The organism is Longimicrobiaceae bacterium (genome assembly GCA_036375715.1).
Classification (GTDB): domain Bacteria; phylum Gemmatimonadota; class Gemmatimonadetes; order Longimicrobiales; family Longimicrobiaceae; genus DASVBS01.
Window position 1 is genome coordinate 1 of record DASVBS010000056.1, and the last position, 19,764, is coordinate 19,764.

Consider the following 19,764-nt stretch of genomic DNA (forward strand, 5'->3'; position numbering starts at 1 on the left):
ACCGAAGTGCCCCGTCCGACTTGCATGTGTTAAGCGCGCCGCCAGCGTTCGTCCTGAGCCAGGATCAAACTCTCCAATAAAAAGAGTCTCACTCAGCTCTCTCGAACCAAGCTTCCTAAACGAAGCTCCGTCCGGAATTACCTTTGTCGCCCTCGCGAAGACGCTCCCGCGTCCCCGCACGGCAGGGAGAAGGTACGCTCCCTACCAGGGCATCACAGACACTCTACCCGGATTCTCAAACAACGAGCCGACCGCCATCCCGCCGGTCGGCCAAGATCCGAAATCTAGAGAAGCGGGCTCTGACCGTCAACCCCGGTTGACCGGAACCGAACCCCGACAACCGCGCGATCAGAGCCCCCATAGGTGCGGCGGCGCCCGCCACGTGCGGCGGGCCTGCTCACCTCACTCGTCGAGTTCTTCGAGGTCGTCGTCCCACTCGTCATCCTCCTCCCACTCGTCCTCGTCATCCCAGTCGTCCTCGTCCTCCTCGTCGTCCCACTCGTCCTCGTCGTCCTCCCAATCCGGCTCCGTCCCGTCCCCCTCCCAGTCGTCGCCGTCGTCCGGGTCGTCGAAGCGCGCCTCGATGCCGTCAAGAAGCTCTACTTCCTCTGCGAACGTCGGCACCGCCGTCACATCCGCCATTCCACAATCTCCTGTGAGCACGTGAGAGGGTTCCGCTGCACGGGGACTACCCAAAAATCCTGATTCCAGGCGGGTAAGCGCCAAAGTACACCGAGGGTTCGGGCTGTCAAGCGTCTTCTAGATGAGAAGCTGGAAGCCAGGAGCTAGAAGCTGAATTCTTTACTTCCTGCACATCAGACCTCAAGCAACCGTCGAGCCACTCAGGCTGGCCACGGTGCGGTTGGACCAGAGCGGGCCGCAAGCTCCGGCCTCGGAATCAAAGAATTCTAGCTTCTAGCTCCTCGCTTCTCGCTTCTTCCCTCACGCACTCACCCTCGACGCCTTCTTCCGATCGCTCGCGTTCAGCAGCCGCTTGCGCAGGCGCAGCGCCTTGGGGGTGATCTCGATCAGCTCGTCGTCGGCGATGTAGCCCATCGCGTCCTCCAGGGTCATGCGGCGGGGTGGCTCGAGCAGGATGTTCTCGTCGGAGCCGGAGGCACGCATGTTGGTCAGCTTCTTCCCCCTGGTCACGTTGACCTCCATGTCGCCGGGGCGCGCGTTCTCTCCCACGATCATCCCCTCGTAGACGGCCGTGCCCGGGGTGATGAAGAAGGTCGCGCGCTCCTGCAGCTGGCCGATGGCGTAGGCCACCGCCTCCCCGTCGGTCATGCTCACCAGCACCCCACGCGAGCGCGTATTCATCGGACCCACGTACGGCCCGTACTCCAGGAAGCGATGGTGCAGGGTCCCCTCGCCGCGGGTGTCAGTCAGGAACTCGGAGCGATAGCCGAAGAGGCCACGTGCCGGGATCCGGTAGACGAGCCGCACCAGCCCGCCCCCGGGGTTCCGCATCTCCAGCATCTCACCCTTGCGCTGCCCCATCTTTTCGATGACCGCTCCCATCAACGTCTCGGGTACGTCGATCGTGACCTCCTCGTACGGCTCGAGACGCTCGCCGTTCTCGCCCCGCTTCATGATCACGCGCGGACGGGAGATGGCGAACTCGTACCCCTCACGCCGCATCGTCTCCATCAGGATGCCCAGATGCAGCTCGCCGCGTCCGCTCACCGTCAGGGTGTCGGGCGAATCAGTCTCCTCCACCCGCAGCGCCACGTTGCTCTCCAGCTCCTTGAAGAGCCGGTCGCGCACCTGTCGGCTGGTCACGAACTTCCCCTCCCGACCGGCGAAGGGAGAGGTGTTCACCATCACGTCCACGGAGACGGTCGGCTCCTCGACCTTGATCCCCTCCAGCGCCTCGGGATACTCGGGGTCGGACACCGTGGCGCCGATCTCCACCTCGGGTAGACCCGCCAGCGCGACGATGTCGCCCGCCTCGGCACTCTCCACCTCGGTCCGCTCCAGGCCGTCGAAGGCGAAGAGCTTGCTGATCCGCGCCCGCACGCCCCGCGTGGGATCGCGATCCTCGTGATCGAGGAGCACCACCGGCTCGCCCACCCGCGCCACACCCCGCTCGATCCGGCCGATCGCCAGCCGCCCCAGGTAGGGCGAGTAGTCGATGGTGGAGACCAGCATCTGGAAGGGCCCGCTGGGATCCGCCCGCGGCGCGGGGATCGTCTCCACGATCGCCTCGAACAGCGGCCGCAGGTCGACCCGCTGCGCGTCGGGCGAATGCATCGCCACGCCCTCGCGCCCGATCGCGTACAGGAACGGGCAGTCGAGCTGGTGGTCATCCGCCTCGAGCTCCATGAACAGCTCCAGCACCTCGTCATGCACCCGGTGCGGATCCGCGTCCCCGCGATCGATCTTGTTGATGACGACGATGGGCTGCAGCCCCAGATCCAGCGCCTTGCGGGTGACGAAGCGCGTCTGCGGCATCGGCCCCTCCGCGGCGTCGACCAGCAGGATCACGCCGTCCACCATCCGCAGAATGCGCTCGACCTCACCGCCGAAATCCGCGTGTCCCGGGGTGTCAACGATGTTGATCTTGTACTCCCCCCAGCGCACCGAGAGGTTCTTCGAGAGGATCGTGATCCCACGCTCCCGCTCCAGCGGATTCGAGTCCATGACCCGCTCCACCACGCGCTGATTCTCGCGGAACGTCCCGGCCTGGCGCAGCATGTGGTCCACCAGGGTGGTCTTGCCGTGGTCGACGTGCGCGATGATGGCGATATTGCGGAGCATGGGGAATTCTGTGAACACTGAGAACGGCAGCGCCGAAATCCTGAAAATGCAAAGCCTTTGAATGTAACGGATTCCCCTTCTTTCCTCCAGTGGGATCAGAAGGAGAGGCTAGGAGCGAGAAGCTAGAAGCTGGAATTCCCCTTCTTCCTTCCTCCTGCGGCGGCGGGCACCCCACAGAAAAGACAGCCATCTCAGCCGACCGGTCTGAAGAGGCTGAGAAGATCCAACAAGAAGGCCGGCACCACCATCGGTGCCGGCCACCCCACCAGGAAGCCAGAATCCGAGAATTCTAGCTTCTAGCTTCTAACTTCTTAGCTTCTCGTCAGTTCAACATATCCACCGGACACGTCAGCCCGTCGTTCTGCGGGGCGACGCCCAGTGCCTGGCAGCTGGAGCAGATGCCGTAGATCTCCAGGCGGTGGCGGGTGGGAAGGAAGCCGTGCTGGCGAGCGGTCTCCTCCTGGAGGCGCACCACCTCGGGGCTCTGGAACTCGATCACCCGGCTGCAGTTGGTGCAGATCAGGTGCTCGTGGATCGGTTGCTGGCCGAAGAGGTGCTCGTAGCGCTTGAACCCCTCGCCGAAATCGTGCTCCTCCACCAGCCCACTGCGCACCAGGATCTCCATCGTGCGGTAGATGGTCGCCTTCCCGATCCGCTCCCCCTGCCCCTTCAGCGCCGCCTCGATGTCGTCCACCGAGAGGTGTCCCGTCGAACTGAAGACCACGTCCGCCACTGCCTCCCGCTGCTGGGTGACCGGTAGCCCCTGTTCCCTCAGGTAGCGGCGAAAGAGGTGGATGAATGGCGACATGTATTCCTCCTGAATCCCGCGGGCGGTCGGGTGGTCCGTTGGCTAACGATAATCATTCTCCGTTGGCGACGTCAACCATACCATCGGACACCTCCCCGACCAATCGGTTCCACTTCTCGATGTCCGCAGTCACATCCCCGCTCCACGGCTCCTCCCCCTCCTCTCCCAACCGCCGCACCACACCGTCAATCACACCGGGCACACGCTGCGAGGGCGCCCACCCGCGGCTCAGCACTTCGCGGGTTCCCTCGGTTCGGTTCTTCACCTGCCGTTGCTCGTAGCGGATGGTGACGACCTCCCGCTCGTCCGCCTCGGGCTTCTCCGCGGGCCACAGTGAGACGACCACCAGGCCCGTCTCGACCTCCCCCGTCAGGCGGGGCGGGAAGATCCAGGCGCGATCGAGGCGGTCGAGCGGCGCCAGCTCCGGGATCGCCGACAACAATTCTGCCAGTGCCGGGGTAACTGTTCTCTGTGCCTTCAACGGGGAATTCGGGGCACGCATGATGCCGTGGCGAACGGCCTCTATTCAGAACTTCCAGGCCGTGCGGCAAGATACCTCCGAATCGAGGCGTGCTCAAGCGCGTCCCGCCCTTTCGCCGCGGCCCTGGTGGTTGCACATTGTGCGACTTTTTAGTCGACCGCGCAGGTAGCCACGGGAGGACGAGATAGAAAACGCCTGGACCCTCGCCGATGCGAGGGAGCTGTACAACGTCGAAGGCTGGGGGATCGGGTACTTCGGGATCAACGAGGCGGGCCATGTGACCGTTCACCCCTCCAAAGATCCCGAAAACGGCCTCGATCTCTTCGAGCTGGCGATGGACCTCGAAGCGCAGGGAGTCGGGCTGCCCCTCCTCCTGCGCTTCTCCGATATCCTCCGTACGCGTGTGCAGACGCTCGCCGAGCGCTTCCAAAGGGCCATCGCCGAGTTCGGCTACGAGGGCAGCTACACTACCGTCTACCCGGTCAAGGTCAACCAGCAGCGCCACGTGGTCGAGGAGATCCTCGCCTACGGTCGGCCATTCGGGGTGGGACTCGAGGTCGGTAGCAAACCCGAGCTGCAGGCGGTGCTCGCGCTCACCGACAGCACCGACCACATCATCGTCTGCAACGGCTACAAAGACGAGGAGTTCATGCGGCTGGCCCTGATGGGCCAGAAGCTCGGCCACCAGGTCTTCATCGTCCTGGAGAAGCTCAACGAGGTCGACATCCTGCTGAAGGTGGCCAAACAGATGGGGGTGAAGCCCACGGCAGGCGTGCGCATCAAGCTCGCCTCCGCCGGCTCCGGCAAGTGGGCGGAGAGCGGCGGGGAGCGCAGCAAGTTCGGGCTCACCTCCGCGCAGCTGGTGCAGCTCCTCGAGAAGCTGCGCGCCGCCGACCAGCTCGACATCCTCAAGCTGGTCCACTTCCACCTCGGCTCACAGATCACCGACATCCGCAACGTCAAGATCGCGATGACGGAGGTCAGCCGCTTCTACGTGGAGCTGCGGCAGATGGGGGTGGAGATCAGCCACGTCGACGTGGGCGGCGGCCTCGGGGTGGACTACGACGGCAGCCGGTCGACCGTACACGCCAGCGTCAACTACACCATCCAGGAGTACGCGAACGACATCATCTACTCTCTGGCAGAGGCCTGCCGGGAGAACGAAATCCCCATGCCGCACGTGATCTCCGAGTCGGGCCGGGCGCTCACGGCGCACCATGCCCTGCTCCTGATCAAGGTGATCGACCTGGAGACGCAGAGCGTCGAGCCCCCGGAGGAGATCAGCGAGGACGCCCACCCCATCGTGCAGGATCTGGCGGCGAGTTATCGGGAGATCGGGAAGGGGAACCTGCGGGAGATCTACCACGACGCCACCTTCGCCAAGGACCAGACCCAGCACCTCTTCAACACGGGGGTGCTCTCGCTGGAGGAGCGGGCGCTCGCGGAGCGGCTCCACCTGGCGATCCTGAACCGCATCCAGGAGCAGGCGTCGCGGGAGCCGGAGGAGTACGAGGACATCCTGCCGGAGATCGACACGATCCTGACGGATCGCTACTTCTGCAACTTCTCGCTCTTCCAGTCACTCCCCGACTCCTGGGCGATCGACCAGGTCTTCCCGATCATGCCGATCCATCGGCTGCAGGAGGAGCCCACCCGGCGCGGCACGCTGCAGGACGTCACCTGCGACTCGGACGGGAAGATCGATCGCTTCGCGGGGGGAAAACCGGTGGGGCGAACGCTGCGGCTGCACAGCGTGCCGCCGGGGGAGCCTTACATCCTGGGGATCTTCCTCTCCGGCGCCTACCAGGAGATCCTGGGCGACCTGCACAACCTCTTCGGCGACACCAACGCCGTGCACCTCCGCCTGCGTCCCGACGGCGGCTACGAGATCACTGACCTCGTGCACGGCGACACCATCACCGAGGTGCTCAACTACGTGCAGTTCGACGCCCAGGCCCTGATCGCCACCTTCCGGCGCAAGGTCCAGCGTGCCCGCCTCGACCGCCAGGAGGCCAACACCTTCATTGCGGAATTCATCGACGGCCTGGCGGGATATACGTACCTCGAGGGCGAGATTGGCGAGTAGGCCGGCGGGGCATGGAATTACGAATTACGAATTACGAATTACCTGGTCGCCTGCCGTCATCCTGACCGGAGCCGTGACGGTGCCTCCGCGCGATCCTTCACTTCGCTCAGGATGACCCCGGCTAGGCTCACGATGGTCGCTCCCGGCTCAGGACGACACGTCAGGCTCGTGATGGCAACGTCGGCTCGAGATGCTAACGCAGCTCGGGTTGGCCGAATCAGTTCGGGACGGGCAGCACGGCCCGGTCGCAATTCGTAATTCGTAATTCGTAATTCGTAACTGTCCCCCCGATCTCACCCTTTCTGCGCCGCCATACTGCGCGCCACCTCCTCCCGCACCGCTTCCAGCACCCGCTCCACCGCCTCCTCGGGGGGGACGGGCACGAGGGCGCCGGCGGCCTTGACGTGGCCGCCGCCGCCGAACTCGCGGGCCACGCGGTTCACGTCGGCCTCTCCGTTGGAGCGGAAGGAGATCTTCGTCTCCCCTTCGGAAGTCTCGCGGAAAAGGATGGCCACGCGCGTTCCCTCGACGGAGCGCGCGTGATCGATGAGACCCTCGTAGTCCTCGGGGTTGGTCTGCAGGCGCGCGTCCACCTCGCGGGGGAGAACCATCCAGGAGATGCCGGCCTCGGGATCCACCTCGAGGGCGGCGAGCGCCTCTCGCAGGAGCTCCAGCTTGCGGCGCGGGAAGGTGGCGAAGAGCCGCTGAAAGATCACCTCGGGCTCGACGCCCCGCGCGATCATCTCCGCAGCGATCAGATGCGAACGCGGCGAGGTATTGCTGAAGCGGAAAGATCCCGTATCGCTCACCAGGGCTACGTAGATGCCCTGGATCACCATGGGAGTCCAGACCGGCCGCGCGGTTCGCACGAGGTCGTAGATCAGCTCCCCGGCGGCCGCCGCGGTCGGATCCTGAACAGCCATCGACCCGACCACCGACGGCCCCGGCGGATGATGATCGACCACCATCGTACGCTCGAATTCGATGTGCTCGATCAGCGGTCCCAGGCGGTTCGGCTCGCTCGTGTCCAGCACCAGAACCAAGTCGGCGTCGCTCAGCGCTACCGCCGCTTCGGCGGTGCCGAAATCCGCCACCATCTCCTCGCGATCTATCAGGAAGCGCAGCGCCGACGGATACGGGGTGGGGTTGACGATGGTCGCTCGTACCCCCGCCTCCGCGAGCCATGCGGCCACTGCGACCTGCGAGCCGACACCGTCGCCGTCGGCGTTGACGTGCGTGGTGAGGATCACGGAGCGGGCAGAAAGCAGCCGCTCGGCGATGGGACGCAGCGCAGCGGCGCGCTCCGCGGGTGGCTCTGGTGCCTGCACGAAGTCGTTGGTGCTCAGCTTGATTCTTCCGTCGAGAGAGTGTGGTAAGCGGCTGTGGACCGGCTCCTCCGGTGGGATCCTTCCCCTCCTCCCCGAGCAGCACCCCCACACCGCCGGCCCTTCGGGGTGCGGTGCGGGCGTACCGCGCTGGCGACGAACGAGATCGCCGCACCTGCCCCGGCGGCAGGTCCGTTGAGGCCAAACCGTCGATGGTAGCAAAAGTGCGGTCCGGAAGTCAACCTGCGGAGGAACCAGCCCGCCATCTATCAGGACGCGGACGACCTCACTTCCACCGCTCCTATTGCCAACCCTCGCACCGGAAGCGAGGTCGGGAGCATGGCCTGCACCGTCTCCACGTCCAGCGGATCTGCACGGAGGTCCACGTCCGAGAAGAGCAGCTCCTCCCCCATGCGCATGGAGAAATCCCCCACCAGACGCGTACCCGGCGTCTCGAACTGAAGGTCCGTCATGCGCACAAACAGCGACTCCGGCTGCCGGGTGTCGATGACCGCGCTGAAGGTGGCTCGGCCCTCCTCGGGGAATCGTGGGTACAGCCACTGTAGATCTCTCAGAGCGATGTCGGATCCGGACACGCGCACGTCGTAGACCGCCTCGTCTCCGCTCATGTCGAGCACTCCCTCCGTGCTCAACCGGGATCCCGGGAACTGTACCACCGGTGCCTGATAACGTACGACTCCACGCAACAGCGACAGCTCTCCCTGCAGGTCGCGGATCTGGATCGGATTGTCTCGGTACAGGTGCACGGTCGCGTCCGAGCGCACCACACGCAGGTACGTCCCCCCGCGCTCGTCCGGTGCCACGGTCAGCCCTTCGAGTACCGTTTCCGGGGTCGTCACCACGATCGTGCGGACGTACCCGTCCTCTACCTCCTCGACGGCGAGGCGCGAGGTATCGGCCAGCGCCTCCTCGATCTCGCGCTCCCGCTCCGCCCGTGAGAGATCCTCATCGGGCTGCCACTCCATTCTCACGGTCAGCTCGCTGTTCACGAGCCGGAGCTCGTTCAGGATCGTCGCGCGCCCCACACGACCCGGCTGAGGGGGCGCGGTATCCTGCAGCACTTCCTGGTAGTTCCAGAGCGAGTCTCCCGGAAGGCGGTAGAGCAGGACCTCCGCGTCGAACAGCACGAGGTCGTCGATGACGATGTCTCCCGCAAAGAACGTCGGCAGGCGGTACTGGATATATGCACTGTCCGCCGCGACCATCTCCTCCCCCTTCGCATCGCGCAGCGTGATGTCGTACATGCGAGCGCCCGTGAAGAGGCCACCCTCCAGGCGACCCACGGTCAGCACGGCGTTCGGGTGGAGCTGACCTCCCAGCGTCTCGAGGGTGATGGCGAGGATCTTCTCTCGCCCGCGGTCGGTCCGGGTGAGCGCGAGCAGAACCGCGACCACCAGGAGGATGGCGGCGACCATCCCGCCCAGAAAGGGGGTCCAGCGGCGGCTGATCCGCTTCATCGGGCGGCACTCCGATCGGTCACCGGCTCCTCGATCCGGCCCGCCGCTGATGGAGGCGGTTCGGCTCCTCCGATCGCCCGCGCCAGGTCGTCGTCTGCGCTCTCGTCGTAATACGCGCCGAGCTCCTCGGATTCGCCTTCGATCGGAGGACGACCGCCGCGGAAGAAGATGTGCCGGCTGGTGGGGAGGAAGCCGTCGGCGACCTCGAAATACATATAATGGGTCACTCGGATCATCCTGCCGTCCAGGCGCAGCACGTTGAATGAGTTCTTCTCCCGCTCGCGCGCCCGACCGCGGCGCGACGTGCTCGTACCGCTCTGCACGATCACGATGCCGTGCTCGCGGTCCATCCCCGCATAGACGTCGAGCGAGTTCCCCAGATAGGCTCGATGCAGGTGCCCCCCTAGCACCAGGTCCACCCGCATGCGGGTGAAGGCGTCGAGCGCCCGCTTGGCCTTGGGCATGACGGAGACCCGCTCGAAATCCGGCGGGGGCGCGAAGTGGTGATGCGCCACGACGATCCGGAAGACCTCAGGGGGTACGCCGTCGAATGCCTGGCGAGCGAACTCCAACTGCTTGCGGTGAATGCGCCCGTTGACGATGGCCCGCCGGGGAGCGGTGGAGTTCAGCGCCACGACCACCGCCTCGGGCAGCCGGGTGACACTGTCCAGCTCAGAGGAGATGTGCCTCTGATAGTTCTCCAGTGGGCGGAACAGCCGCTCTCCGATCCGGTAGAGCGGCACGTCGTGGTTCCCGGGGGTGGTGACCAGCGGCGCATTGGGGAGGCGGTCGAGAAACGCTCGGGCGGCGATGAACTGCTCCTCGCGGGCTCGCTGCGTGAAATCCCCGGAGGCGACGATGAGGTCCGGCCCGAGGTCGAAGGCGAATCGCAGCAACGCCTCCCCCACCACCTCCTGGTACGGAGGCCCGAAGTGAAGGTCGGAGACGTGCAGGATGGTCAGCATCGACGGGCATCAGGGTCTGCAGCGCGCGCTGCCACTTGTGTGCCAGCCGCTGAATTACCAGGGACTTAGAGCGGAATCGACCGCCTTACCTCAGCCGTTACCATCAACTCGACCGCTTTTCACCAGCTCAACCGCCCTTCACCAGACCGGGAAAGGGCAGCGACGCGTCCGCGTTCAGGTCCAGGCCGAAGATCTCCCCGCGATCGTAGTGAAATCGCGCAGCGCGGGCGATCATAGCGGCATTGTCGGTAGCGAGACGCGGGGAGGGATAGTACAGCTCTCCCTCCTCCCCCAGCTCCGCCTGTAGCGCTCGCCGCAGGGCGCGGCTGTTGGCCACTCCGCCACCCAACACGACCCGCTTGCAGCCTCGTGACCGCACCGCGCGCATCGTCTTGGTGACCAGGACCTCCACGACCGAATCCTGGAACGCGGCGGCCAGGTCGGGCACGGCCTCCTCCAGCGGACGCTCCCGGGTCACCTCCCGGATCTTCTCCCGCAGCGCGGTCTTCAGCCCGCTGAACGAAAAATCATAATACCCCGCATCGCCTTCACGTGCGCGGCGGGTCAGAAGCGGTCGTGGAAGCCGATAGCGATCGCCGTCGCCACGGCTCGCTTCACGCTCGATCGCCGGTCCGCCGGGGTACGGCAACCCGAGCAGTTTGGCGGCCTTGTCGAAGGCCTCGCCAGCGGCGTCGTCGCGGGTCGAGCCGAGCAGGTGGTACTCCCCCCAGGCAGGCACCCAGAGCAGCAGCGTGTGTCCGCCCGACACGAGCAGCGCCACGAAGGGCGGTTGTGCCGCGGGATTCTCGAGCTGCGTGGCGAAGAGGTGGGCCTCCATGTGGTGCACGCCGACCACCGGCCGCTCCAGCGCCCAGGCGAGCCCCTTCCCCCACGACACACCGACCAGCAGCGCTCCGATCAGTCCGGGCCCCGCGGTGACGCCGACGAGGTCGATCTGGTCCACCTGCACCCCCGCCTCCGCCAACGTCGTCTCGACCACCGTGTCGAGCGCGCGCAAGTGGGCGCGTGAGGCCAGTTCCGGAACTACGCCTCCGTACAGTCGATGAATGTCCTGCGAGAGGATGACGTGCCCCAGCAACTCCGTCTCTCCGCGCAGGATGGCTGCGGAGGTCTCGTCACAGGAGGTCTCGACTCCCAGCGTGATCAGGCCATCCGGCTGGTCCGCTTGGCTCATCCGGCACCCGCGTCTTCGGTGCCCGGAGCCTCCAATCCGGTGGTGTCTTCCACCACCGTGGGCATGAGCCGCACCGCGGGAGGCACCACGGAAGCGCTGACGCCGGACCGCAGCCCCTCGACCCGCACCGGTACGGAGAGCCCCTCGGGCGGGATGAAGCTCGGGATGGAATCGATCGAGACCACCACGCGGAAATCCCCCGGTTGCAGCCGCTCCACCATGCTGCGCGGACCGGAGAGGAGGACGTCCACCACCTCTGGACGGACGACGACGCCCTCACCCACGGAGATTGCAATGTCGGAAAGGCGTCGCTGCACCACTCGGTCCACCCGGCCGGAGACCTGCACGTGGGTGGTCGACAGCTCGAGGCCGGAAAGGTTCGTCGTGTCGATGCGCACCGAGGTGGAGAAGACCGAGTCCGTGAGGGGGAGTGAAAACGGCACTGTGCGCAGCTGACGGACAGCGGCGACGCGTTCAGCCGGCCCGCGTATCTCCACCTGCGCCGGGGTCAGCTGCAGTGTGTCCACGAGCGTCCAGCCGCTGGCCACCTCGCGGTTCACCGTGGGCTGCACCGGCATCTCCCGCGAGGCCAGGCGACGGAAGTTGAGGCGGACGACCGCGGAGCGCACTTCCTGGGCGTTGACCGCGAGCTGGCTGGGGATCTGCACCATCGTCGGCGTCAGCCGGAAATCCTGCGTGGTGGCATCGACGTTGTCGATCGTGAGCACCAGCGGCGGCTTGCGGATCGCCAGCTCCATCAGGTCGCGCCCCGAGCCGGTGAAGCGGACTTCCACCTCGCCGTACTCGGCCGGCGAGACCAGCTCGTAGTCGGGATCGTTCTCCTCGATCCGCAGCGGCACCGGAATCCACTGGCTGGTCACCTGTTCGGCGCTGACGACCACCCAGAGCAGCACCGCGAGCGCGAGCGCCAGCAACTTGAGCTGCCAATTGTCGGTGAGAAACCGCAACGGGGATCGCACGCGCTACTGCTCCAGAAGCCGTCGGATCAGGTCCTTGCGAGCATCAGTGTCCCAGATCACGCCGCCGATGTCCTTCTTGACGATGATCCCGGAACGATCGATCACGAATGATTCGGGCACTCCCGTGGTGCGGTAGGTCTGCTGGATCCGGCCCGAGGGATCCCTCCAGATGTCGAAAGTGAGACCGAACTCTCTGGCAAACTCCGCCACATTACCCCCCGGACGCCCGGAGGAATCGACGGAGCCGGGGGCCGCATCGATGCTGACCGCCACGATCCGGAGCCCCTCGGGGCCGAGCTCCTCGTATAGCCGCTGCATGGAGGGCATCTCCTCGCGGCAGGGCGGGCACCACGTGGCCCAGATGTTCAGCAGAACGACCTCCCCCTGGAGGTCGGAGAGCGAGACGGGTTTTCCCTCCAGGGTCGTCGCCTCGAAGTCGGGCGCCCGCGTGCCCACTTCGACCGGGAGGAACCGGTCGCGCACCACCCAGCCCGCCCCGATCAGGCCGAGTAGCAGCGCCACGATCGCTCCAACCCAGAACCACTGCCGATTCATCGAAATTCTCCGTCCTCGTCGGGTACGCCCTGCTCTTCCGGACTGAGCAGCTCGAGCCGGCTGGTCGTGACGGTGAGATCCACGGCCGAGCCCTCGGGTACGCTGTCACCCGCGGCCGGCTGCTGCGACACGATCTCCCCTTCCAGACCGAGGAAGCGAACCTGTCGGGTGACCTCCCCGACCCGCAGTCCGGCGGCGCCGAGCACGGGGCCAACCGAATCCAACCTCATCCCAAGCACATCCGGCACTGCCACCATGGGCGGGCCGATGCTCACCAGGAGCCGCACCCGCGCCGGGATGGCGACGACTGATCCCGCAGCCGGGTCGGTGCCCACCACCAGCCCGCGCCGCCGCTGGTCGTTCACCCCCTGCACCACGGCCCGAATCCCACTGGCCTCGAGCACCTGCAGCGCCTGCTCCTGCGACAGTCCGGCGACCTGGGGGATGGAAAGCCGCGCCCGTCCCGAGCTGACGATGACGTGCACCGGCGTGCCCGGCGGCACCTCCTGGCCAGGTAGCGGACTCTGAGTGAGCACCTGACCCCGGTCCATCTCAGTGTGCGGCAGCGAGTCAGCCAGCTCCAGCACCAGATCGTTCCGCTCCGCGATATCGCGGGCCTCTGAAAAAGGCAGCTCGCGAAAGTTCGGGACCGTCACCACCGAACGGCCGGGTGAGCCGATCCACATCGCCAGCGCCGCCAGGAGGTAACCGACGACGAACGCGGCGGCGGCAACGATCGCGGCCCTGCGCAGGCCGCGCCGTCGTCGATCGCCGGGATCGGCGGGTGGTGCTTGGTCCTCCAGAGAGTTCAATCAGAGCTCCGCAGGCGCGCGGCGTAGGCGCCGTCCACGCCCTGCCGCTGAGGTAATATCTGCAGGTCGCCCTCGGCCGTGATTACTGCCGGATCGAGGCCGCCCGGTACCGGATCGCGGACGAAGCGCGGGTGCCGCTGGAGGAACTGCTCGACCTGAGCCTCGTTCTCTTCCGGCTCCAGAGAGCAGGTTGCATAAACCAGCAACCCTCCAGGTCGAACCAGCTCGGCCGCGGCATCGAGCAACTCCCGCTGGAGCCCGACAAGGCTCTCCAGCTCCGTGGGTCCGATGCGCCAACGCCCGTCCGGGTGCCGACGGAACGTTCCCGTACCCGTGCAGGGCGCGTCGAGAAGAACCACATCCACAGGGCGAAACGGCGGAACCCGACCGTCCGCCACCACCATCGCGACGCGGTCCGCAATGCCCACGCGCTCGGTGTTCTGGCGCACACGCTCGATCCGCGCCAGCGAGAGATCGGCGGCTGCCACGAAAGCCGCCCGCTCCGCCATGCCCGCCGTCTTGCCTCCCGGCGCGGAGCACAGGTCCAACACCGTTGCTCCCGCCGGGACGTCGGCGTAGTCCACCACGAGCGCCGCGGCGGGATCCTGCACCAGCGCCGGCACAGCCTCCAGCACCGTGCCGAGCTCACTCCCGGACGGCAGCCGCAGCGAGCGCGGGAAGCCTTCGACCGTCGAGGCGCTCACACCCACCTCCTGCAGCCGTGTCTGGGCATCGCTCGCGGTCATCCCGACTGGCCGGATATACAGCTCCGGCCGCTGGTTGTTCGCCTCGGTCAGTCGCTCGACCTCGGCAAAGCTCCAGCGAGCCAGCCACCGCTCCACCAGCCAGCGCGGATGCGAGCCCCAGGTGCACAGGTAGCCCACCGGATCCCGGGAGGGATCGGGAAACTCTCGCTCACCTTCGGCGCGCTCGAGCGCTCGCAGCACGCCGTTCACCAGCCCCGCGGCTCGGGGGCTGCCCGCCGCCCGCACCAGATCCACCGATTGTGAAATGGCGGCGTACCTGGGCACGCCGCCCATCTCCAGGAGCTGATAGACTCCCAGCCGCAGAACGTCCAGAACGTCCGGCTCGAGCGCTTCCAGGCCCCCGCGGACTCGTCGGGCGAGCAGCTGGTCCAGCCGACCCCGGAGGCGCTGCGTTCCGTAAAGCAGCTCCCGGGTCCAGGCGAGATCCCTGGCGTCCAGAGGACGCGCGTGTCGCTCGATTGCCCGGTCCAGCAGCTCCCCGCGCCGGAGGGCGCGCATCACATCCAGCGCGACCCTGCGGGCGCGGGTGGGACTCGAGGCCATCGAACGAATCAGCCCACCATCCCCCGCGTCGGGCTCGACGGCACGGCGCGCTCCCGCCGCGGCATGCGCCCGGCGAGGTACGCCAGGCGACCGGCCTCTGTGGCAAGTCCCATGGCCCGTCCCATCATCACCGGATCGTCGGCCTCGGCGATGGCGGTGTTCATGAGGATGCCGTCCACCCCCTGCTCCATGGTCAGGGCCGCGTCCGAGGCCGTTCCGACCCCGGCGTCCACGATCACCGGCACCTGCAAGCGCGACTTGATCATGCGGACGCTGTATGGGTTGATCAGACCCAGCCCGCTGCCGATCGGCGAGGCGAGCGGCATGACCGCCGCGCAGCCGGCATCCTCCAGCCGGAGGGCGGTGATGAGGTCGTCGTTGGTGTACGCGAGCACGGTGAAGCCATCGGCTACCAGCTCGCGTGCCGCCACCAGGGTGGCCTCCACATCGGGGAGGAGCGTCTCGGGATCGCCGATCACCTCGAGCTTCACCCAGTCGGTGAAGCCGGCGGCGCGCGCGAGCCGGGCGTACCGTATCGCGTCCTCGGCCGTGTAGCACCCCGCGGTATTCGGGAGCAGCAGGTATTTCTCAGGATCGAGGTGGTAGAGGATTCCGTCCTCCTTCGTTCGATCCAGGTCGACCCGCCTCACCGCGACCGTCACGACCTCCGCGCCGGAGGCGGCGATCGCCTCCACCATCTCGGTGTTCGTACGGTATTTCCCGGTCCCCACCATCAGCCGCGAGCGCAGCGGACGGCCGGCGATGACCAGCCGGTCGTCGAGCAGGCTGGCCGCGGTGCTTCGGAACTCCGTCGTCGTTGCCATACAGATATGTTTGCTGCTGGGAAGCTCCTGCTGGATCGCGGCTCAACCGCCGCCGACGAAATGCACCAACTCGAGCACGTCACCTTCCTCTACCGGCACCTCCGCATAGCGGTCGCGTCGCAGAATGTCTCCGTTGCGCTCGACCACGACCATCTCCGGCTTGAGGTCGAGGTGCTCCAGGAGCCCGCGCACCGTCACCCCGGACGGCACCTCACGTTCTTCCCCGTTCAGAACGACTTCGATCGATTCGGTCAATTCCTGACGTCCCCGTCAATACAGTGGCTCGATGCCTCAATACAATGCTTCGATGAAGCGGCGCACCGCCTCGCGAGGATGCTCCGCATTCCACACCCCCCGGATCACCGCCACGCCCCATGCCCCGGCCCGCACCACCTCGGGCACGCGGTCGAGTGTCACGCCGCCGATCCCGATGACCGGGATCTCGCCGCGCGCGGCTTCCCTCAACCAGTCCGGCCCACTTCCCCGGCGCCCGGGATGCGAGGGAGTGTCGTAGAGGGTCCCCGCCAGCAGGTAGTCCGCTCCCGCAAGGGCTGCTCGATGAGCCTCCTCCGCCGTGTGCACCGAAGCGCCCAGCAGTCGATCGGGCCCCAGCAGGCGGCGCGCATCCTCCGGCGGCAGCCCTCGGGCGCCCAGGTGGACGCCCGCGGCACCCGCCGCGACAGCCACGTCGGCGCGGTCGTTGACGATGAGGGGCGAACCCGTGCTCGCGGCCACCGATGCCAGCACCTCCGCCAGCCGGAAGACCGCTCGCCCCCCGGACCGGGGGGCACGCAGGTGGAAGGCAACCCGCTCCGCCCCCGCCGCCAGGATCGCGTGAGCCACCTCGAGGAAGTCGTCCCGGGCGACCACCTCGTCATCGGTGACGACATGCAGCTTCGGGAGCTCCTTCCCGGCCACGAATGTACTAGCGAAGGCGATCGCCGGCGCGGATGCCGCGGCCGATCACCCATTCGCCCGCGCTCATGCGCCGCTTACCGGCAGGCTGGACCTCCCGGATCCGCACCGCGTCCTCCCCCGCCGCCACCAGGATCCCCACTTCCGGGTCGGCCTCCAGCACCAGCCCTGGCTCTCCCTGATGCACCTCCACACGCGGCGAGAACAGCTTCACCGTGGTCCCGTTCAGCTCGCTCCAGGCGCCCGGCACGCTGTCCAGTCCCCGGATCCAGCGTGCCAGTTCGACGGCCGGAAGGGACCAGTCGAGGCGAGCCGTTTCCCGCTCGATCTTGGGCGCGTAGGTCGCCCGCTCGTCCTCCTGCGGGCGCATCTCGGCGCTCCCCGCGTCGATCATCGCCAACGCTTCCACGAGCGCCTCCGCGCCGATCTCGGACAGCCGCATCGCCAGCTCCGAGGCGGACTCGTCCGGCCGGATCGGCTCCTGCACCGCGTGCACGATCGGCCCGGAATCCAGTCCCTCGTCCATCTTCATGATGGTCACGCCGGTGGTCTCCAGGCCACGTATGATCGCCCACTGGACCGGCGCGGCGCCGCGTAGCTCGGGGAGGAGCGACGCATGGATGTTCAGCGAGCCGAGCGGAGGGGCGTCGAGGATCTCCCGCGGCAGGATCTGCCCGTACGCGACCACCACCGAGAGATCCGGTTCGAGCTCCCGGATCGTCGCGAGCAACTCCTCCCCGCGGGCACGTTCCGGCTGCAGAACCGGAATTCCCTCCTCCATCGCCTCTCGCTTGACCGGTGACGGCGTGAGGACGCGCCCCCGCCCGGCCGGTCGATCCGGCTGGGTCACGACGGCTACAACCTCATGACCCTCGTCGGAGAGGGCGCGCAGCGCCGGGAGGGCGAATTCCGGAGTACCCCAGAAGAGGATCCTCATCCGCGCGAGCGCACGGCGTCGGCGGCTCCACGCTGTTCCTTCTTCTTCTCCTCAGCCTGCAGGGCCCGATAGCGCTTCAGCACCATGTTCCGCTTCAGGGGCGAGAGACGATCGACGAAGAGCACGCCGTCGAGGTGATCGATTTCGTGCTGCAGACAGCGGGCGAGCATCCCCTCCGCCTCGACCCGCACCGGATCGCCGTGCTCGGAGAGCCCTTCCACGATCACCCCGGTGGAGCGCTCGACCACGCCGGACACGCCAGGGATGCTCAGGCACCCCTCCTCTGCTTTGTCCGTATCGGCCGAGGCCTCCACGATCCGCGGGTTGACCAGCGCCATCGGCGTCGATCCTTCTTCGCGTACGTCGACGACGATCACCCGCCGGTCGACGCCGATCTGCGGGCCTGCCAGGCCGATTCCCTCGGCATCGTACATCGTCTCGAACATGTCGCGGATCAGCGCTCGCAGCTCATCATCCACCTGTTCGATCTCTTCGGCCCGGCGTCGCAGCACCGGAGAGCCCAGCAGCTCGATTTTCCGCACGGCCATCTCTCCCTCCTACTTCTTCGACTCGGCGGTCGGGTTCAAGAGCCTCAGGATGCGGGGCCGCTCCACCACAACCCGGGAGTCGCCGCTCTTCAGGGTGACGAGGTCGTCCTTGATGAGGATGATCTCGCCCACGATGCCGCCTGCGGTCACCACCTCCATTCCCGGCTTGAGCGACGCCAGGAGCTCGCGGTGACGCTTCTGCTCTCGGCGTTGCGGCAGGATGAAGAGAAAGTAGACGATGGCGATGATGAAGACGAACTGCAGCAGCAGGACCATCCCACCCCCACTCGCCGCCTGCGCGGCAACTATCGTTGCGGTTGTCACAGATGTCAGATCTCCATGAAGGTTGAACCCGCCCTCAAGCCTCCGCGCGATCCTGCCGCATCTCGCCCAGTCGCGCGCGACTCCAGCTCTCGAAGGTCCCACCGCGAATCGCGGCCCGCGCCTCCGTCACCAGGTCGATCAGGTAGCGAATGTTGTGAATGGACAGCAGCCGCATGCTGAGCCACTCGCCCGCCACGAACAGGTGCCGCAGATAGGCCCGCGAGTACCGGCTACACGTGTAGCACGCACAATCCGCGTCGAGTGGCTCCGGATCCAGCCGGAAGCGGGCCGACTTGATGTTGATCCTGCCCAACTGGCGCACCCAGACGGTGCCGTTTCGGCCGTTCCGCGTCGGCGCCACGCAGTCGAACATGTCGACGCCCCGCGCGATGCCCTCGATCAGATCCTCCGGGTAGCCCACGCCCATCAGGTACCGGGGGAGCTCTCGCGGGATCTCCGGCACGACGACGTCGAGTATCTCGTACATCACCGGCTTCGGCTCTCCCACGGAGAGCCCGCCGATCGCCGTTCCCAGCCAGGGTCCGAGCTCCGCGGTGCGCCGGGCGGCCTCGACACGGAGGTCCGCGTGGATCCCGCCCTGCACGATGGGGAAGAGCGCCTGCTGTGGGCCTTCCGGGTCGTCGCGCACCAGCTCCTCGAAGCGACTACGGCAACGGGCGAGCCACTGGAGCGTACGGCGCGACGCGTCGGCGGCGAGCTGCCGGTCCGCCTGTCCGGGCGGACAGTGGTCGAAGGCCATGATCACGTCCGCACCGAGCGCCCGCTCGATCTCCATTACCCGTTCCGGCGTGAAGAGGTGCCGCGAACCATCAATGTGGCTCTGGAAGTTCACGCCCTCGTCGGTAATGGTGCGGATCTCGGCCAGGGAGAAGACCTGGAATCCCCCCGAATCGGTGAGGATCGGGTGGTTCCATCCCTGGAAGCGGTGCAGGCCGCCCAGCCGCTGGACCACCTCGACTCCGGGACGGAGGTACAGGTGGTAGGTGTTGTTGAGGATGATCTGCGCCCCGAGCGCCTCCACCTCTTCCGTCGTCAGCGTTTTGACCGTCGCCAACGTCCCCACCGGCATGAACACCGGCGTCTCGACCGTCCCGTGGGGCAGACGGAGAGCGCCGGTGCGCGCTACGCCGTCGGTCGCGTCGATGTGAAACTCGAACACGAAATCTTGCAGCTATTTCTGAGAAAAGGGCGCAATTTCGCGGGGGAAGATGGGCGGGGGCGGGCGGGGGGGCAAGCGGGGGGCGGGCGGTGAGAGGGTGACGGGGTGACAAGGTGACAAGGTGAAGTGCGGGTGCAGGGTACAGACCGGCCACATAGGTAACAGTTTAAACCGGGCACATAGGTAACACACAGCGCAAACTAGAGCCCCCCGAACTTGGAGGTGCTCGATGCCCTGGAGTGAGACCTGCCCGATGGAAGAGCGAGCGCGGTTTGTAC

At 66.8% G+C, this 19,764-nt stretch carries 20 protein-coding genes and 1 rRNA gene; 1 reads left to right on the forward strand and 20 read right to left on the reverse strand.

Annotation, left to right across the window (positions count from 1 at the left end):
* The 5 genes from VF167_10835 to VF167_10855 all read right to left on the reverse strand — a co-directional run.
* Window positions 1–80 (reverse strand): 16S ribosomal RNA (locus tag VF167_10835); the annotation flags it as partial.
* Between the two features lie 322 nt (window positions 81–402).
* Entirely contained in the window at window positions 403–642 is a 240-nt protein-coding gene (locus VF167_10840) for a hypothetical protein (protein HEX6925923.1), read from the reverse strand.
* Between the two features lie 300 nt (window positions 643–942).
* Complete coding sequence (typA, locus tag VF167_10845; protein ID HEX6925924.1) at window positions 943–2,763, reverse strand: translational GTPase TypA; 1,821 nt, start codon at window positions 2,761–2,763, stop codon at window positions 943–945.
* A 322-nt stretch (window positions 2,764–3,085) separates the two neighbouring features.
* Complete coding sequence (locus VF167_10850; protein HEX6925925.1) at window positions 3,086–3,571, reverse strand: Fur family transcriptional regulator; 486 nt, start codon at window positions 3,569–3,571, stop codon at window positions 3,086–3,088.
* Window positions 3,572–3,623: 52 nt separating this feature from the next.
* Complete coding sequence (locus tag VF167_10855) at window positions 3,624–4,010, reverse strand: hypothetical protein (GenBank protein HEX6925926.1); 387 nt, start codon at window positions 4,008–4,010, stop codon at window positions 3,624–3,626.
* Window positions 4,011–4,236: 226 nt separating this feature from the next.
* Between VF167_10855 and speA the strand changes: the two genes are divergently transcribed.
* Window positions 4,237–6,138, forward strand: coding sequence for a biosynthetic arginine decarboxylase (speA, locus tag VF167_10860; GenBank protein HEX6925927.1), 1,902 nt, complete (start codon window positions 4,237–4,239; stop codon window positions 6,136–6,138).
* Between the two features lie 293 nt (window positions 6,139–6,431).
* Here speA and VF167_10865 read toward each other — a convergent pair whose 3' ends face one another.
* The 15 genes from VF167_10865 to tgt form a co-directional block, all read right to left on the reverse strand.
* The gene (locus VF167_10865) at window positions 6,432–7,466 is read right to left on the reverse strand and encodes a bifunctional oligoribonuclease/PAP phosphatase NrnA (protein HEX6925928.1); all 1,035 of its coding nucleotides are present in this window, start codon (window positions 7,464–7,466) and stop codon (window positions 6,432–6,434) included.
* 266 nt (window positions 7,467–7,732) lie between these two features.
* The gene (locus VF167_10870) at window positions 7,733–8,941 is read right to left on the reverse strand and encodes a hypothetical protein (GenBank protein HEX6925929.1); all 1,209 of its coding nucleotides are present in this window, start codon (window positions 8,939–8,941) and stop codon (window positions 7,733–7,735) included.
* Window positions 8,938–9,906 (reverse strand): metallophosphoesterase, encoded by a 969-nt coding sequence (locus VF167_10875; GenBank protein ID HEX6925930.1) that lies wholly within the window; start codon window positions 9,904–9,906, stop codon window positions 8,938–8,940. Before VF167_10875 ends, VF167_10870 begins: the two co-directional genes overlap by 4 nt.
* Window positions 9,907–10,033: 127 nt before the next feature.
* Window positions 10,034–11,101, reverse strand: a complete 1,068-nt coding sequence (gene tsaD, locus VF167_10880) for a tRNA (adenosine(37)-N6)-threonylcarbamoyltransferase complex transferase subunit TsaD (GenBank protein ID HEX6925931.1) — start codon at window positions 11,099–11,101, stop codon at window positions 10,034–10,036.
* Window positions 11,098–12,081 carry a hypothetical protein gene (locus tag VF167_10885; protein HEX6925932.1) on the reverse strand — a complete coding sequence of 328 codons (984 nt, stop codon included), beginning with the start codon at window positions 12,079–12,081 and terminating at the stop codon, window positions 11,098–11,100. The genes tsaD and VF167_10885 overlap by 4 nt, the downstream gene beginning before the upstream one ends.
* Before the next feature lie 3 nt (window positions 12,082–12,084).
* Complete coding sequence (locus VF167_10890) at window positions 12,085–12,636, reverse strand: TlpA disulfide reductase family protein (GenBank protein ID HEX6925933.1); 552 nt, start codon at window positions 12,634–12,636, stop codon at window positions 12,085–12,087.
* Window positions 12,633–13,448 carry a PASTA domain-containing protein gene (locus VF167_10895; protein ID HEX6925934.1) on the reverse strand — a complete coding sequence of 272 codons (816 nt, stop codon included), beginning with the start codon at window positions 13,446–13,448 and terminating at the stop codon, window positions 12,633–12,635. The genes VF167_10890 and VF167_10895 overlap by 4 nt, the downstream gene beginning before the upstream one ends.
* Window positions 13,445–14,758: a 16S rRNA (cytosine(967)-C(5))-methyltransferase RsmB gene (rsmB, locus tag VF167_10900; GenBank protein HEX6925935.1), complete on the reverse strand. Its 1,314-nt coding sequence runs from the start codon at window positions 14,756–14,758 to the stop codon at window positions 13,445–13,447. Before rsmB ends, VF167_10895 begins: the two co-directional genes overlap by 4 nt.
* An 8-nt stretch (window positions 14,759–14,766) precedes the next feature.
* Window positions 14,767–15,582 (reverse strand): thiazole synthase, encoded by an 816-nt coding sequence (locus VF167_10905; protein ID HEX6925936.1) that lies wholly within the window; start codon window positions 15,580–15,582, stop codon window positions 14,767–14,769.
* 42 nt (window positions 15,583–15,624) lie between these two features.
* Window positions 15,625–15,837, reverse strand: coding sequence for a sulfur carrier protein ThiS (thiS, locus tag VF167_10910; GenBank protein HEX6925937.1), 213 nt, complete (start codon window positions 15,835–15,837; stop codon window positions 15,625–15,627).
* A 36-nt stretch (window positions 15,838–15,873) separates the two neighbouring features.
* Window positions 15,874–16,500 carry a thiamine phosphate synthase gene (thiE, locus tag VF167_10915; protein HEX6925938.1) on the reverse strand — a complete coding sequence of 209 codons (627 nt, stop codon included), beginning with the start codon at window positions 16,498–16,500 and terminating at the stop codon, window positions 15,874–15,876.
* A gap of 7 nt (window positions 16,501–16,507) precedes the next feature.
* Window positions 16,508–17,434, reverse strand: coding sequence for a methionyl-tRNA formyltransferase (gene fmt, locus VF167_10920; protein ID HEX6925939.1), 927 nt, complete (start codon window positions 17,432–17,434; stop codon window positions 16,508–16,510).
* Window positions 17,431–17,982: a peptide deformylase gene (def, locus tag VF167_10925; protein ID HEX6925940.1), complete on the reverse strand. Its 552-nt coding sequence runs from the start codon at window positions 17,980–17,982 to the stop codon at window positions 17,431–17,433. Before def ends, fmt begins: the two co-directional genes overlap by 4 nt.
* Window positions 17,983–17,991: 9 nt before the next feature.
* Entirely contained in the window at window positions 17,992–18,306 is a 315-nt protein-coding gene (gene yajC / locus VF167_10930) for a preprotein translocase subunit YajC (GenBank protein ID HEX6925941.1), read from the reverse strand.
* A 34-nt stretch (window positions 18,307–18,340) separates the two neighbouring features.
* Window positions 18,341–19,486, reverse strand: coding sequence for a tRNA guanosine(34) transglycosylase Tgt (gene tgt / locus VF167_10935; protein HEX6925942.1), 1,146 nt, complete (start codon window positions 19,484–19,486; stop codon window positions 18,341–18,343).
* Window positions 19,487–19,764 lie beyond the last annotated feature (278 nt).

Coding starts and splice junctions, on each gene's coding strand:
- VF167_10840 (HEX6925923.1), bottom strand. CDS start 642: ATGGCGGATGTGACGGCGGTGCCGACGTTCGCAGAGGAAGTAGAGCTT.
- typA (HEX6925924.1), bottom strand. CDS start 2,763: ATGCTCCGCAATATCGCCATCATCGCGCACGTCGACCACGGCAAGACC.
- VF167_10850 (HEX6925925.1), bottom strand. CDS start 3,571: ATGTCGCCATTCATCCACCTCTTTCGCCGCTACCTGAGGGAACAGGGG.
- VF167_10870 (HEX6925929.1), bottom strand. CDS start 8,941: ATGAAGCGGATCAGCCGCCGCTGGACCCCCTTTCTGGGCGGGATGGTC.
- VF167_10875 (HEX6925930.1), bottom strand. CDS start 9,906: ATGCTGACCATCCTGCACGTCTCCGACCTTCACTTCGGGCCTCCGTAC.
- tsaD (HEX6925931.1), bottom strand. CDS start 11,101: ATGAGCCAAGCGGACCAGCCGGATGGCCTGATCACGCTGGGAGTCGAG.
- VF167_10890 (HEX6925933.1), bottom strand. CDS start 12,636: ATGAATCGGCAGTGGTTCTGGGTTGGAGCGATCGTGGCGCTGCTACTC.
- rsmB (HEX6925935.1), bottom strand. CDS start 14,758: ATGGCCTCGAGTCCCACCCGCGCCCGCAGGGTCGCGCTGGATGTGATG.
- VF167_10905 (HEX6925936.1), bottom strand. CDS start 15,582: ATGGCAACGACGACGGAGTTCCGAAGCACCGCGGCCAGCCTGCTCGAC.
- fmt (HEX6925939.1), bottom strand. CDS start 17,434: ATGAGGATCCTCTTCTGGGGTACTCCGGAATTCGCCCTCCCGGCGCTG.
- def (HEX6925940.1), bottom strand. CDS start 17,982: ATGGCCGTGCGGAAAATCGAGCTGCTGGGCTCTCCGGTGCTGCGACGC.